7 protein-coding genes and 1 pseudogene are annotated in these 15,156 nt (G+C 54.4%); 5 read left to right on the top strand and 3 right to left on the bottom strand.

Annotated elements, in window-relative coordinates; translation table 11 throughout:
* The first annotated feature begins 4 nt into the window (after positions 1–4).
* Positions 5–619 (top strand): SEC-C metal-binding domain-containing protein, encoded by a 615-nt coding sequence (locus KTE_RS22910; protein WP_201384981.1) that lies wholly within the window; start codon positions 5–7, stop codon positions 617–619.
* Between the two features lie 34 nt (positions 620–653).
* On the opposite strand, the gene KTE_RS22905 is transcribed toward KTE_RS22910, so the two are convergent.
* From KTE_RS22905 to KTE_RS22895, 3 genes and pseudogenes are all read right to left on the bottom strand, one after another.
* A complete protein-coding gene (locus tag KTE_RS22905) occupies positions 654–1,343 on the bottom strand; it encodes a hypothetical protein (RefSeq protein ID WP_201384979.1) in 690 nt (229 codons plus the stop codon).
* Positions 1,344–1,519: 176 nt separating this feature from the next.
* Positions 1,520–1,915, bottom strand: coding sequence for a hypothetical protein (locus KTE_RS22900; RefSeq protein ID WP_201384978.1), 396 nt, complete (start codon positions 1,913–1,915; stop codon positions 1,520–1,522).
* Positions 1,916–2,139: 224 nt separating this feature from the next.
* Positions 2,140–2,481, bottom strand: a pseudogene (locus KTE_RS22895) (transposase); the annotation flags it as partial.
* 101 nt (positions 2,482–2,582) lie between these two features.
* On the opposite strand from KTE_RS22895, the gene tnpA reads away from it, so the two are divergent.
* From tnpA to KTE_RS22875, 4 genes are all read left to right on the top strand, one after another.
* On the top strand, positions 2,583–2,981 hold the full coding sequence (gene tnpA / locus KTE_RS22890) for an IS200/IS605 family transposase (protein WP_201384976.1): 399 nt from the start codon (positions 2,583–2,585) through the stop codon (positions 2,979–2,981).
* Positions 2,978–4,198: an RNA-guided endonuclease TnpB family protein gene (locus tag KTE_RS22885; protein ID WP_201384974.1), complete on the top strand. Its 1,221-nt coding sequence runs from the start codon at positions 2,978–2,980 to the stop codon at positions 4,196–4,198. Before tnpA ends, KTE_RS22885 begins: the two co-directional genes overlap by 4 nt.
* Positions 4,199–4,213: 15 nt before the next feature.
* The gene (locus tag KTE_RS22880; RefSeq protein ID WP_236600530.1) at positions 4,214–4,594 is read left to right on the top strand and encodes a zinc ribbon domain-containing protein; all 381 of its coding nucleotides are present in this window, start codon (positions 4,214–4,216) and stop codon (positions 4,592–4,594) included.
* Positions 4,595–4,998: 404 nt separating this feature from the next.
* Positions 4,999–15,045, top strand: coding sequence for a non-ribosomal peptide synthetase (locus KTE_RS22875; protein WP_201384971.1), 10,047 nt, complete (start codon positions 4,999–5,001; stop codon positions 15,043–15,045).
* Positions 15,046–15,156 lie beyond the last annotated feature (111 nt).

The following is a 15,156-nucleotide window of genomic DNA, read 5'->3' as shown; positions in this document are numbered from 1 at the left end:
GCCTATGGAGACGTTTGAGACCTATGACCTGCGCCAACTTGATCCCAGTGGAGGCGTCCTGGCCACGATCACGCATTGGCGGCCGTGCGTGAAAGATCCTGACCCCGACCATCCAGGAGAGAAAGCCACCGCCCTCAGTTATCTGCCGACGAAGGCTGAGGCAAGTTGCCCTTGCGGGAGTGAGCGTGCGTTTGCGGACTGCTGTCAACCTCTGCCCTACTGGCGTCCCGTCTGCCCCAATCCCGACATGCAAGGATATAGTCTGCTGCACCCACAGAGCGCTCGCTTCACCCTTGTCGATACGCAGAAGGTGTATGCCTTTTTGCAAGCTGATGAACAGCTCTATTGTGTGGAGGAGACGTCCCAACGAATCTTCTGGCTCTATTGGGGAGACCCGGCCTACGATGCGCCCCCGTTAGGCACCATCTGTTTTGGCGATCTCGAACTACAGGAGCCCAACACGCTGCTGGTCAGCGCACTGAGTGATACGCGGATGAAGGTGTTGCTGGACCTGTTGCGTCCACTTCAGCTGGGCGCTCCGCAGATGCAGTTCGAGACGCCTCCCACTCTCCCCAAAGAACCACGGAGAAGGCCGCGAAGAAGCTATCGCCGCGCCTAAGTATTGCCCTACTCGCGCTGAGAACAACAACAGGTTAGCCAGCATACGCGCACATACCAACACGGGGCGAGTTCACCACTGGCAGAAGCATATCTTCACCGCACTCGTGGCTCTCCGCATGTTCATCGCAGAGCCAACCTTTGTTCTCAAAGATACATTGAGAACAGACTTCGCTGGCTGGCTGGGCACAGACATCGCACACACGTAGTGGCGGAGTATTCCTGGCCAGGATGCGGATGGCCTGCCCTTTCGTTTCCGTATCCTGTACGCCAATCACCTTCAACTTGAGCTCTGTGGTTGTGCCATAATCATACTCATACGTACAGCTTTGGCCAGGGTGCAGCACACTCTCCAGGCGGACCCGCATACTTTTCTCTTCCATCCCCCATTCCTCATCCATGCCCGCATCAATCGAGTAACGAACTCCACCAATCTCAAAGGCACTCAGGTGCCCACAACATTCCAGCCAGGTTGCTCGCAAAAAGCGATCCAGCGTCGTCAGCGTCGTTGTGGCAGCCACGTCCAAATGCATCCAATATTCAGGAAGATCTCGTCCCTCAACCAGCAGATGGAATTTCCTGACGGGCCTGGCACTTGCTCGTTTGCCAGCCTTTGTATCAGCCACAACTCGTTGCTCACACGCTTCCAGGTGCCTGGTCATACCTACTTTCGTCAATTCAGCATGACAAAAAGCACACACCCCTTTTGATCCCTGTTTCGCCATACGACTCCTTCCTCTCCCTGACCTGATGATATACACTTCACTACAAAAGAGCATACAACAGGAAGGGCAGAAAGCAAAGCACTCCTTCCAGGTTATCACTGCACAGAGGGCTGGTTGGACTGAAAATCCTGCCAGCCCTCTTTCCTTTTGCAAAAATCCTTGGAGCACCCAACGATTCATGCCTCATTCAACGTTTGCCAGAGCTCCTTGTCGGCCAGCCGAATGTCTTTGCCGCTTAATTTGACGGTGCCACATCCTCCTGCATCTGCCTTTGCCGTCAAGACGGTTGCTCCATTCCTGGAGAATGTCAGATCATAGGTTGGTCCCGCCATTAAGGTACATATCTGCCCGGCAGGTATAACAGGCAATGCACGGATATGGTCATACACTTTTTGAACGCTATCAAGCGAGCTCACGTTTTTCTCAGTAGACGTGTTTGTGTCTACTGAATGAATAACAATATGAAGCTTATTGGGTTGTGGTACCTGAGCGGCTTCAGTAGGTGTTCCACAACCCATTACGAGCAAGCCGCTTACTATGAGTAGCAATGAGAGAAGCTGTCGTTTTCTCATCGCTTTCCCCTTTCTTCTTGTACATAATGGAAGAGGTTGATAAGCCTGGAACAGTGATGGTCAGTGTGGTAAATGAACCAAACGATGCATATACCTACCTACCTACACACTATGCCATCCTTCAAAACCAGACGATCAAGGGAAAGACGTGCTGGGAATACATATTGTTTCCCACGCTACGTTACTGAGGACATCGGGTTGTGATGCAAAAAGTTGTGGCGCACCCATAACGGACTGCTATCCAGTGCAGCACGTAATGCCTGTGATCCGAACCCCTGGTTCTGGCTGGCAATCTCGATGGTTCGTTCGATAAGCCGTCGATCCATTTGCGTCTCAATAAGAAGCCTTCGGAAGGCCACCAGTGTGCCTTTGCTGAACAGTGCCTGCTCTGTATCCAGACAATCTAACACCAATTGCCAGCGCCGATCCATGAATGTTGCTTCAATCACTTCGTCATCCGAGGCTCCTGTGTATGCTTGAACAATGATAGCGAGGACTAATTGCGCTGGCGGAATGGGAGGCTGCCCACGAAGACTCGGCGCATAGAGTGTCGCCAGTTCTTCTTGAAGGCCGGGCCGCCGCATTCCCCTCGCCTTCAGGCAGGGGTTAGGCGGCCCCTCTCGCTCTATTCTAGCATGGTATGGCATACCATGCTAGAATAGAGCGTATGAGAGAACAACATACGAAGCATGCCACATATAAAATAGCATACTATTTTGTATGGTGTCCCAAGTATCGCAAGACTATTCTGGTGGGGAATATTGCCACGTTTATTGAGGAAGAAATCAGGCGATTATGTGAGGCGAATACTTGGGAGATCGGCGCACTCAATGTACAGGAAGACCACGTTCACCTCTTTTTGAGTGCGCCACCCGCTATTGCGCCCTCTCTCATTGTTAATACCCTCAAAGGGACTACTGCGAGACAAGTCTTTAAGCAGCATCCCGAAGTCAAAAAACAACTGTGGGGTGGGAATTTCTGGTCTCGCAGTTACTACGTTGGCACCGTCGGAGACATGACCGAGGAAACCGTCAAAAAATATATCGAGTTGGGACAAGGGACATGAGAAAAACGTACAAGTACCGTTTAGCTCCCAATAAGACGGTGGAGAACAAACTCCATTGGGTTCTGGCACGTTGTCGAGAACTCTACAATGCGGGTCTTTCCGAGAGGAAGGATGCTTACCGTATGGCGGGCAAATCGATCACCTACTATGATCAACAAAATGTCCTTCCAGAGATCAAGGCAAAGATCAGAGAAGAGTATCAGGATATCGCTGCTCATGTCCTGCAAGATGTGTTAAAACGACTGGACAAGGCATTTCAACGGTTTTTTGATCGCTGTGCCAAAGGCCAGAAACCAGGATACCCGCGTTTTCAGGGTCGTAACCGCTATAACTCGTTTACCTACCCGGACGGCGCTGGCTGGAAATTGGATCAACAAACACGCCTGCCTGATAAGAAGGGCATGGTCAGAGTCAATCTGAAATTGACGAAGATTGGAACAGTGAAACTGCACCTGCATCGAGACATGATAGGCAAAGTCAAAACCTTGACCATCAAGCGCGAGGGAGAGCATTGGTATGCCTGTTTTAGCTGCGAAGTGGACAAGCCGGAAGCCTTGCCTACCAGCTATGAGGATGTAGGGATAGACCTGGGTGTGACTCACTTTGCCGCCTTGTCCAATGGTGAATTCCTTGAGAACCCGCGCCATTATCGGAGAGCAGAGAACAAGCTCAAGAAGCTACAAGAGTCCTTGTCTCGCAAGAAGCGCGGCAGTCATCGCAGAGCGAAGGCAGTGAAGCGCGTGGCAAAGGCCCATCGTAAGGTCCGCAATCAGCGTGCCGACTTCGCTCACAAAGCCTCAAGAAAGCTCGTCAATCGCTATCAAGTGATCGTGCTTGAGGATCTCACCATGGCCAATCTGGTGAAACAGCCCAAGCCGAAGCAGGACGAAGAGACAGGACAGTATTTGCCTAATGGGGCGGCGGCCAAAGCGGGATTAAACAAATCAATAACCGACGCTGGTTGGAGTCAATTTGTGGGAATGTGTACGTACAAGGCAGCATGGGCCGGGCGTACTCTCGTACAAGTTGATCCTAAGTACACCAGCCAGATTTGCCCGAATTGCGGGAATGTACGCAAGAAGACGTTAGAAGAGCGGTGGCATTCTTGTACGTGTGGGTGTGAACTGGATCGGGATACGGCCTCAGCGAAGGTCATCCTCGGTATCGGACGAAAACAGCTTTCGGTCGGGACGCGGCCAACGCGGGCAACTGCGTAGAAGCCTCTCCATTCTATGGGGAGGTACGTTCACAATATCGCACCTACCAACTTATCCAAACGGGCCAAGCCCAAACAGGATGAAGAGGGAAAGTATCTTCCTAACGGGGCCAGTGCGAAATCTGGCTTGAATAAGTCCATCTTAGATGCTGGTTGGGGCCAATTCATCACGTTCTGTACCTACAAAGCTGAGAACGCTGGTACATCAGTCGTGTTGGTTGACCCCAAATATACCAGCCAAGTGTGCAGCGGTTGTGGCACCATTCGCAAGAAGACGCTTGCAGAGCGTTGGCATTCCTGCGAATGTGGCTGTGAACTGGACAGGGACCACAACGCTGCTCTCAACATCAAAGCTCTTTGGCTCGGACGGAGCCATCAGGAAGCGCAAGCCTCCTGAGAAGCCCCGGATTTATCCGTGGGGAATCGTCACGTAATTAAACCATGTTCCTGAACATAACTCAACGCTTGTGTAATAAACAAATTCATGAATGTGAGCAACTTCACAAACGATTCTCATGTTGCATGTTACGATCAACTCATTCTCTGATTATCGCCAGAATACCGTTGGCTTCCCACTCTCAATACAACAACCTCCATTCGGCAATTAGTCTATGAGGTAAGAAATATGGACCATTTCTTGGTACGTTCACATGGATAGTAACGATATCTTTGTTAAGAAGCAAAAATTGCTCGCCTTTCTTCTTAAGACAGACTAAACATCACTAAGATCAATTCAGGAAAGCCGAAAGTAAAACAGAATTTCTTTGATCTAATAAGACTCTAGATAAGGGATGGGTTTGTATGTCTACTGCAAAAAAAACACCGGAAAATCAACACACTCTCATAGAGACGGAAAAATTGGAAGAACAGGTGCGGATTTCATCGGCTATTGATGATATATCCATGCATACCCATACAAAAAGCGGTATTTCCTTGCCCTTTGAACAGGAGCAAATACGAGACCAGGAGATAGAGGAGCACATTGCTTATTGGAAAGCGTACCTCTTTACTATGCCCACAGAGCTTAAATTGCCCGTCGACTATCCACGTTCCGTGCATACGAACAATGAAGAAGCGATCTATACATGGACATTGCCACAATCACTCGTTAGTACACTCAGAGCGTATTGTCGGCTAAGAGATGTTACCTTGTCGGCGCTCTTCCTGACAGGATTTCAAGTGCTACTCCACTTCTATACCAATCAGGATGAATTCTTCATCGGTGTTCACTCGCCAACGGATAGATCGCTTCAATCCGAGCAACAGGCACCCTTTTCTGATAACGTGTATCCTTTACGCACCCTCTTTACAGAGAATCCAACAATACAATCACTGTTTGAGCGGACACACCAGGAACTCATACAAACCACCAGGTACCGGGACATTCCCTTCACACATGTACTCAAGAAGTTAAAAACGGAACATAATTTGGTATGTCCTTCGCCTTTTCAGGTGCAATTTGCCTTTTCAGAATCGCTCCGTTCTACTCCTACGGCCTTGGGGATCATCCCCTCGGCAGAGGATTCGCAGGCCGTACCAGGTGACCTTGCGCTGCAATTCATCGACCAGGGTGAGAATATCATAGGCCAGATGAGCTATAATCAGGCTCTGTTTGACTCTACTACCATAGCACGCCAAACAGAACAATTGCAGATATTGCTCGCAGCCATGGTCAATGCGCCAACGCAACCTCTCGCGGCTCTGCCTCTCCTCACGGAAGAAGAACATCAACAGATTGTGATTGAGTGGAACCATACCGCAAAGGCATATCCTGATGACCTCTGTCTTCATCAGCTTATAGAGGCTCAGATTGAGCGCACTCCTGAAAGATCTGCACTCATTTTTGAGCACAGACAACTCTCCTATCGGGAACTAAACGAGCATACGAATCAACTTGCACGCTATCTACGCAAACTAGGGGTAGGGCCCGAGGTACTTGTTGGCGTCTCTATGGAACGCTCAGTTGAGATGGTTGTGGCCCTACTCGCTGTTCTAAAAGCAGGCGGAGCATATGTCCCGCTCGACCCAACCTATCCATCTGAACGCATCACCTTTATGCTTGAGGACATAGCGCAAAGTGAGCACCAGCAGCAACTTATCCTACTCACCCAGGCTCACCTCGCAGATACATTGATAGCGGATAATAGGCACATCATCTGCCTGGACACAGAATGGGAGATAATCGCACAAGAAGATAGCGGCAATCTTCCTGCTATCGCGCAACCTGGGAACGCAGCCTATGTTATCTATACCTCTGGATCAACAGGAAAACCGAAAGGCGTCATCAATACGCACCGTGGCATTTGTAATCGCTTGCTCTGGATGCAAGATGCTTATCAGTTGACGGAGCAGGATTGCGTCTTGCAGAAGACCCCATTCAGTTTCGATGTCTCAGTCTGGGAATGCTTCTGGCCGTTGATGGCAGGCGCGCGACTCGTCGTAGCGCGCCCCGAGGGGCATAAAGATAGCGCGTACCTGGTCTCGCTCATTCAAGAGCAGCAGATTACAACCCTTCACTTCGTGCCCTCAATGCTCCAGGTTTTTGTGATGGAACCGGGTCTTGAACAGTGTACCAGCCTGAGACAGGTCATGTGTAGCGGTGAAGCACTTCCCTATGAATTGCAAGAGAGCTTCTTCACTCGCCACGGTGCGGCACTACATAATCTCTATGGTCCGACTGAAGCCGCTATTGACGTGACCTATTGGGAATGTCAGCGCCAGGATCCACGGCATATTGTGCCAATTGGCTATCCTATCGCCAACACCCAAATCTATATCCTTAACCGCTATGGTCAGCCCGTGCCTGTTGGCGTACCAGGTGAGTTGCATATTGGCGGTATCGGGGTCGCGCGCGGCTACCTCAATCGAACGGAATTGACCAACGAGCGTTTTATTGCCAATCCCTTTAGCCAGGATACCAACGCTCGCCTCTATCGTACAGGCGACTTGGCACGTTATACACCGGGAGGCGAGATTGAATACCTGGGTCGCATGGACCATCAGATTAAGTTGCGTGGCTTCCGCATCGAATTGAGCGAGGTTGAGGCGACTATTGGCCATTATTCCGCTGTGCGAGAGGTTGTGGTGGTGGCACGCGAGGATATTCCTGGCGATAAACGCCTGGTCGCGTATATTGTCTGGCACAAGGAGCAGCCTGGAAGCATACACGAGCTGCAACAGTACATGCTGCAACACGTTCCTGAGTATATGGTGCCATCAGCCTTTCTGGAACTAAGCGAACTCCCTCTCAGTCCCAATGGGAAAGTAGACCGCCGCGCCCTTCCAGCCCCGGTCACCACGCGTGCCAATCTGCGAGAAGATTATGTCGCGCCACGCACCCCGGCTGAGCAGGTACTTGTGGACACCTGGTCGCAGGTGCTCGGTCGTGAGCAGATTGGCATTCATGATAACTTCTTCGCGCTCGGTGGACATTCCCTGCTGGCGGCACAGGTCATCTCGCGTTTGCGCGCAAGCATACAGGTCACACTCCCCCTTCGCGCTCTCTTCGAGGCTCCTACTATCGCCCAACTCTCCACATACATCGAACAACTCAAGACGCGACAAGAGGCTGACGCACTTCCACCACTACACCCCTTCGTCCGCACGTGGCAACCACTTTCCGCGGCCTCTTCAATGGATGGGCAAAAGGTCATGGTCGTGCCAGTCTCCTTCGCGCAGCAACGACTCTGGTTTATGGATCAATTGATGCCTGGAAATCCCGCCTACACCATTCCTGCACTGATGCACTTCACAGGCGAATTGCATATGGAGGCCCTGCGCATGAGCCTGGAGGCGATACAACAACGCCACGAAATCCTGCGCAGCCACTTCGCGCTTATCGATGGACAGCCACAGCAAATCATTCGACCAGCACAGCCCTTTACATTGAAAGAGGTCGATCTTCAGGCCGAAACAGAACACATACGAGAGCTGACCACACAGCGCTTGATCGAGGCTGAAGCCCAGCAAGCCTTTGATCTCACGCTTGGCCCCCTCTGGCGCGTCATCATCTATCACCTGACTCCCCAACAGCACGTGCTCGCGCTCTTCATCCACCATATCATCTCCGATGGTTGGACGATCGGCATCTTCTTTAAAGAGCTAGAACGGCTCTATACATCCTTCGCTACAGGTCAGCAACCAGATCTGCCGGAGCTCTCAATTCAATACGCCGACTTCGCGCTCTGGCAACGTGAGGCTCTGCGCGAAGACCGGCTCAAAGAGCATCTCTCTTACTGGAAGCAGCAGCTTGCCAACGCGCCTGGCGTCTTAGAATTACCCACCGACAGATCGCGCCCCGCGACGCCAACAACACGTGGCGCGACACATACATTTTCCCTTAGCAGGGCGCTTACAGAGGCCATTCAAGCTGTCAGCCTCCAGGAAGAGGTGACTCCCTACATCATCCTGGTCGCGGCCTTCCAGCTGCTCCTCCATCGCTATACCGGGCAAGACGATATCGTTCTTGGGACCGCAATCGCTGATCGTCAGCTTCCCGAAGTGCAGGAGGCCATGGGCCTCTTCCTCAATACCCTGGCCCTACGCGTCAACCTCGCGGGAAATCCGACGGTGCGCGAGTTGCTACGCCGCGTGCGCGACACGACGTTGGACGCCCATGCTCACCAGGATCTTCCTTTTGAGACGCTTGTGCGGGAGTTACAGCTTGTGCGTACACCAGGCCAGAACGCCCTCTTCCAGGTTGCGATCCAGCTTGATCCCCCCTCCACTCCCTCCACAACGCCCTGGACGCTCACACGCATGGCCGTGGGAACAGGAGGCAGCAAGTTCGACCTCTCGCTTGAACTGGATGATCATCTTGAGGGTCTTATTGGACACTTCGAATATAGCACGGACCTCTTTGACGCAGCGACAATTGAGCGTATGGCCGAACACTGGCAGCACTTGCTCACCCAGATCGTGGCCGATTCAAGGCAACATCTCGCGGACATATCTCTGCTAACGCAAAACGAGTCTGAACAGCTGCTGGCCCAGGTTCATACAACCCGACGCAACTACCCACGTGACAAGAGCGTTCATCAGCTTTTTGAAGAGCAGGTCACACGCACCCCGGAGAGTATCGTCGTGACGTTCGCGGATACGTCCTATACCTACCGGGAGCTCAACGCCCGCGCGAATCAGCTTGCACGACATCTGCGTACGCTGGGCGTTGGACGCGATACGCTCGTCGGTCTCTGCCTCGAGCGCTCGCTCGATATGATCGTTGCCATGCTGGGTATCCTCAAAGCGGGGGGAGCCTACCTCCCGCTTGACCCCACCTATCCAGCCGAGCGCATCGCCTTCATGCTTGAGGATGCGCAGGCACCAGTCCTCCTCACTCAGCAAGCACTGGCTTCTCAGCTCCCGCCACATACGGGACACACTGTCTACATAGATCGGGATCACGAACAGATCGCGTCGAACGACGAAAAGAATCTTGACCCCGTCATCGATGGCGAGCAGCTTGCCTACGTCATCTATACCTCTGGCTCGACAGGGAAACCTAAGGGCGTCCAGATCTCACAGCATGCCCTGGTCAATTTCCTCCTCTCAATGCGCGAGGAACCCGGGTTAAATGCTCAAGATCGCTTGCTCGCGATCACCACGCTCTCCTTCGACATCGCGGGCCTGGAACTCTACCTGCCCCTGGTGGTTGGCGCGCGCCTCATTATCGCCAGCCGCGATGACGCAACCAGCGGAAGCGCGCTCGCCGCGCTCTTGGAGCGTGAACAGATCAGCGTTATGCAGGCCACGCCCATCACCTGGCGTCTACTCCTGAGCACTGGCTGGAAAGGCCATCCCGCTCTCAAGGCCCTCTGTGGCGGTGAGGCGCTTCCTCTCGAACTGGCACGACAACTCCTGTCCAGGGTCGGCTCGCTCTATAACATGTATGGACCAACCGAAACCACGATCTGGTCCACTCTCAACAAGATTGAACCTGAAGACCAAAGCATCTCGGTGGGAAGGCCTATCGCCAACACCAGTATCTACATACTCGATGCCTACGGACAGCCCCTGCCCCCCGGCATCCCTGGTGAGCTCACGATAGGCGGAGATGGCCTGGCACGTGGCTACTTGCGCCGCCCGGGATTGACCGCCGAGCGCTTCCCGGTATACCGTATTCAGGGGAAAGAGGTACGGCTCTATCGCACCGGTGACTTGGCACGCTTGCGCGTCGATAGAACTCTTGAGCTCATTGGACGCGTCGATCACCAGGTGAAATTACGTGGCTATCGCATCGAACTGGGCGAAATAGAATCAGTGCTCGCGCGCCATCCAGCCGTCCAACAGGCAGTGACACTTGTGCGCGAGGACGAGCCCGGCAATCAACGCCTGGTCGCCTACGTCCTTCCACAGCCAGGACATGTACCCGACACAAGCGAGCTACGGCGCTTGGCGCAGGCGCATCTACCAGCTTATATGGTACCTTCTGTCTTTGTCGTCCTGGAAACGCTGCCGCAAACGCCCAATGGCAAAGTGGACCGCCGCGCCCTTCCGATGCCAGATATCAGCGCTCACGAGGGCCTTGAGAGCTATATCGCGCCACGTACCGCCATTGAGCAGGAGATGGCACATATCTGGTCGCATGTGTTAGGCAGAGAACGCATCGGTATCCATGATAACTTTTTTGTCATGGGTGGTCACTCGCTGCTCGCGATGCAGGTCGCGGCCCGCATCTACACCAACTTGCAAACCGAGTTGCCACTACGCCTGTTCTTCGAGATGCCAACCATCGCTCAGCAGGCAGCATTTCTGCATCAAGCCCAGGCCGGTGAGGCCAGCCCCAAGCCGCCAGAGATACGCGTCACACCACGCCAGGAGCAAACAGATGGGACGGTGCAACTCCCAACCTCCTTCGCCCAACGCGGCCTCTGGCTCATCGACCAGTTAGATGAGCATACGACCGCCTACAACCTCCAGGCCACCATGCGACTACGCCAGGTGCTGAACCTAGAGGCGCTACAAAAGAGCCTGGACACATTAGTCCAGCGGCACGAGGCTCTGCGCACGACCTTCGCGACACACAACGATGAGCCAGTTCAGGTTATTGCGCCTGCACACCCGGTATCCATCACCCTGCATCAGCTTGGGAACCTGCCAGTCGAGGAGCGTGAGGCCGAGGCCCAGCGCCTTATCACACAGGAAGTGCAAAAGCCTTTCGATTTGCAGCATGGCCCGCTCTTCCGCGCCTCGCTCTTCCACCTGGAAAGCGAAGAGCATCTCTTGCTCCTCACCATGCACCACATCATCGCTGATGGCTGGTCAATTAATCTGATGCTTCGTGAGCTAGCGACGCTCTATAGCGCCTTTGTGCAAGGCGAGATACCCGGCCTTCCCGACGTTTCCACGCAGATGGGCGATTTCGCGGCCTGGCAGCGTCAATGGTTACAGGACGAGTTGCTCTCACAGGAGCTCGCATTTTGGAAGCAGAGGCTCGAGGGAGCACCCACACTACTCGAACTCCCAACCGACCGACCGCGACCCACACAGCCCACGCACAAGGGTGCATTACACTGCTTTACACTGTCCGCTTCGCTGAGCGAGGCCCTCAGACAGTTCAGCCAAGACGAGAACGTCTCGCTCTATATGACCCTCACCACCGCCTTCCTACTCTTGCTTGAACGCTACAGTGGGCAGCAGGATATTCTGCTGGGTACGACCGCCGCCGGACGCGGGCAAACGCAAACCGATACCATGGTTGGTTATTGTATCAATACCCTGGTCCTGCGCAACGACCTCTCGGGTGACCCCAGCGTCCGCGAACTACTCGCGCGCGTACGGGAGAACGTTCTGACGGCTCATACTCACCAGCATATGCCCTTTGACAGGCTTGTTCAGGAACTGCACCCGGACCGCTCGCTTGGTCAGAGTCCGCTCTTCCAGGTCTTCCTGACCCTCGATCCCCCTCTGCCTGAGGATGTAGCCGACTGGGATTTCACACAACGAAACGTACCAACGGGCTCAGCCATGTTCGATCTCTCGCTTGAGCTGGCTGATCACCCCGATGGCATTGAAGCCTTGCTCGAATATAGTACGGATCTCTTTAATGAGGAAACAGTCGCCCGGATGGCCGAACACTGGCGACACGTACTCGAAAGCATGGTGGCTCATCCCGAGCAGCATACGCGGGAACTTTCCATGCTGAGTGAGGCAGAGCAACGCCAACTCTTGCGCGACTGGAACCAGACTTATGCCGCTTATCCTCACGAGGCCACCATTCAACGTCTCTTCGAGGAGCAGGTCGAGCGCACGCCCGATGCTTTCGCCATTGTTGACGCCCAGGGCTCGCTGACCTATCGTGACCTCAACACGCGCGCCAATCAACTTGCGCACTTCCTCCGCCGTGAGGGCATTACGCCGGAGACGCGTGTTGGCGTCGCTCTGCAACGCTCTCGCACCATGATTGTCGCGCTGCTCGCTATCCTCAAGGCTGGTGGTGCGTACGTCCCCCTCGATCCTACCTTCCCTCAAGAGCGCCTGCGCTTCATGTTGCACGATGCCCAGGTCTCCCTCCTGCTCACCCAGGAGCGCCATATCACCATGCTTCCTCTGGACAGCGACATCCACGCGTTCTGTCTCGACCGCGATTGGGAGTGCGTCGCGCAGGAGCGCACGGAGAATCCCGCCGCTGAGACCACGGGCGAATCGCTGGCCTACCTGCTCTACACCTCCGGCTCAACGGGTCAGCCCAAAGGCGTGCTCGGCACCCATCGCGCCAGCCTCAACCGCTTCCACTGGATGTGGACCCAATATCCCTTTGCCGCCGATGAGGTCTGCGCTCAGAAGACGACCCTCAACTTCGTCGATGCCGTCTGGGAGATCTTTGGTCCCCTCCTGCAAGGCGTCAGGCTCGTGCTAGTCCCGGAGGCTGTAGTGAAGGACCCACAGCTGTTTCTGGATCTGCTTGCTCAGCACCGGGTCTCGCGCCTGGTCCTGGTCCCCTCGCTCCTGCGCGTCCTGCTGGAGAGCGAGTCCGACCTGCAAGCCCGCTTGCCCCATCTACGCCACTGGATCTGTAGTGGAGAGGCCCTCCCCCTCGACCTGGTGCACCGCTTCCAGCAGGCGTTGCCTGAGAGTCACCTCCTCAATCTCTACGGCTCCTCGGAGGTGGCCGCCGATGCCACCTGCTATGAGCTGCCTCCCCAGGCCGAGCGTGTGCTCATCGGACGCCCCATCGCCAACATGCGCGTTTATCTGCTCGATCAGCAGCGACGACCTGTTCCCGTTGGCGTTCCCGGAGAGCTCTACCTCGGTGGTGAGGGCGTCGCACGTGGCTACCACCAGCGCCCCGACCTCACCGAGGCCGTCTTCCTGGCTGATCCGCTCACTCCCGACGCTGAAGTGCGCTTCTTCAGGACAGGGGACTGGGCGCGCTATCTGCCCGATGGCACCCTGGAATATCTGGGGCGCGTAGATCAGCAGGTCAAGGTGCGAGGAATGCGCCTGGAGCTCGGCGAGATCGAGGCCGTGCTCTCCCAACATGAGGCGTTGCGTGAAGCCGTTGTCGTAGCGCGTGAGGAGCGCCCTGGTGATACACTCATGGTCGCCTATGTCGTCTGCCAACCAGGCCAGCAGGTAACCCAACAGGAGCTACGAGATCACTTGAGCGCTGCATTGCCGGCGTACATGGTTCCAACGCTCGTTGTCACGCTCGATGCACTGCCGCTCACGCCCAACGGCAAGGTTGACCGCCGCGCTTTACCCAAACCAGAAAACGAACGCCTGGATGTTAAAGGGACTTACGTCGAACCGCAAACGCTCATGCAGCGTCAACTGGTAGGTATATGGGAGGACTTGCTGAATGTGCGCCCCATCGGTATCCGCGACGACTTCTTTGCCCTGGGCGGTCACTCCTTGCTGGCAGCGCGCATGATGACCCAGATACAACAGGTAAGCGGGAAGTCCTTGCCACTCTCAACGCTATTCAAGGGCGCGACTATTGAACGCCTGGCTGAGAGCATTCAGTCAGATGAGCGTAGCGATACACGCACGCCAGTGGTCACAGTCCAGGCTAACGGTTCCGAGCGCCCATTCTTCTTCCTCCACGGAGATTGGAACGGGAAGGCATTCTATAGCTTAAAACTCTCCCAAGCCCTGGGCCCAGAGCGCCCATTCTACCTGCTGGAGCCATACATTTATACAGGTCTCGATGTCATCCCCTCACTGGAAGAGGTAGCAATGGCCCATATCAAAGCCATGCGCACAATCCAACCCGAGGGCCCCTACCTACTCGGCGGCTGGTGCAATGGCGCGCTAATCGCCTACGAAATGGCACGGCAACTTCAAGAGGAGGGGCAAGAGGTTGAGAAACTGATCATGATGGATCCCGGAAGCGCACCCACCTTCTCTACCTGGCTGATTAAAGGAATACGCGGCCTCAATGCACTTCTCCACCTGGACACTAAACAACAGGATAGGCTCTTCTTCCGCACGCTGCATGCCTATGAATATGTCAGATTGTGGAACTATCGCCAGCACCTCCTCAAAAAGGAACGCGAGGCTCAGGGAACCCGTGATCCAGAGGAGGTAGAGCTACCGCATCCAAACTTCCAATGGGTCTTCCCGTCAGTAGAGAAGTTGCACGAGAATTATAATAGCCTCTTCTGCTGGCTCGCTTCCGGCTATACCATTCGGCCACATCGCGGCGCGCTCGCTGTATTCTGGGCCAAGGAGGATAACGCGGGAAGGCGAGCGTTCTGGACCAGCCAACTGGCAAACAAGCGAGATGTCGAGATCTATGAAGTCGAGGGCAACCATCTGACAAGCCGTACTAGATACATTCATGTCCTAGCTAATGCGTTACGTATTTGTATTAACAAAATCGGCAAAGAACACATAGAGGAGAGTTAATGCAAATCGCGAGGTCTATATATGCGCTATGCATACATAGACCTCACTTAGCGAAAGCGCAAGGAAATTATGCGTAAAGAAGCAGTGTGAAGCGTGAGCCGCCTCCGTCGC

Source organism: Ktedonobacter sp. SOSP1-85, assembly GCF_016587415.1.
In the GTDB taxonomy this organism is placed as follows: Bacteria; Chloroflexota; Ktedonobacteria; order Ktedonobacterales; family Ktedonobacteraceae; genus Ktedonobacter.
Note: the sequence above shows the minus strand (reverse complement) of the source record. Positions and strands in the feature narration are given on the sequence as shown.

What these genes read in the sequence shown, in the direction of transcription:
- KTE_RS22905 (WP_201384979.1), bottom strand. Translation starts at nt 1,343, where the DNA reads ATGGCGAAACAGGGATCAAAAGGGGTGTGTGCTTTTTGTCATGCTGAA.
- tnpA (WP_201384976.1), top strand. Translation starts at nt 2,583, where the DNA reads ATGAGAGAACAACATACGAAGCATGCCACATATAAAATAGCATACTAT.
- KTE_RS22900 (WP_201384978.1), bottom strand. Translation starts at nt 1,915, where the DNA reads ATGAGAAAACGACAGCTTCTCTCATTGCTACTCATAGTAAGCGGCTTG.
- KTE_RS22875 (WP_201384971.1), top strand. Translation starts at nt 4,999, where the DNA reads ATGTCTACTGCAAAAAAAACACCGGAAAATCAACACACTCTCATAGAG.
- KTE_RS22910 (WP_201384981.1), top strand. Translation starts at nt 5, where the DNA reads ATGGAGACGTTTGAGACCTATGACCTGCGCCAACTTGATCCCAGTGGA.
- KTE_RS22880 (WP_236600530.1), top strand. Translation starts at nt 4,214, where the DNA reads ATGGGGAGGTACGTTCACAATATCGCACCTACCAACTTATCCAAACGG.
- KTE_RS22885 (WP_201384974.1), top strand. Translation starts at nt 2,978, where the DNA reads ATGAGAAAAACGTACAAGTACCGTTTAGCTCCCAATAAGACGGTGGAG.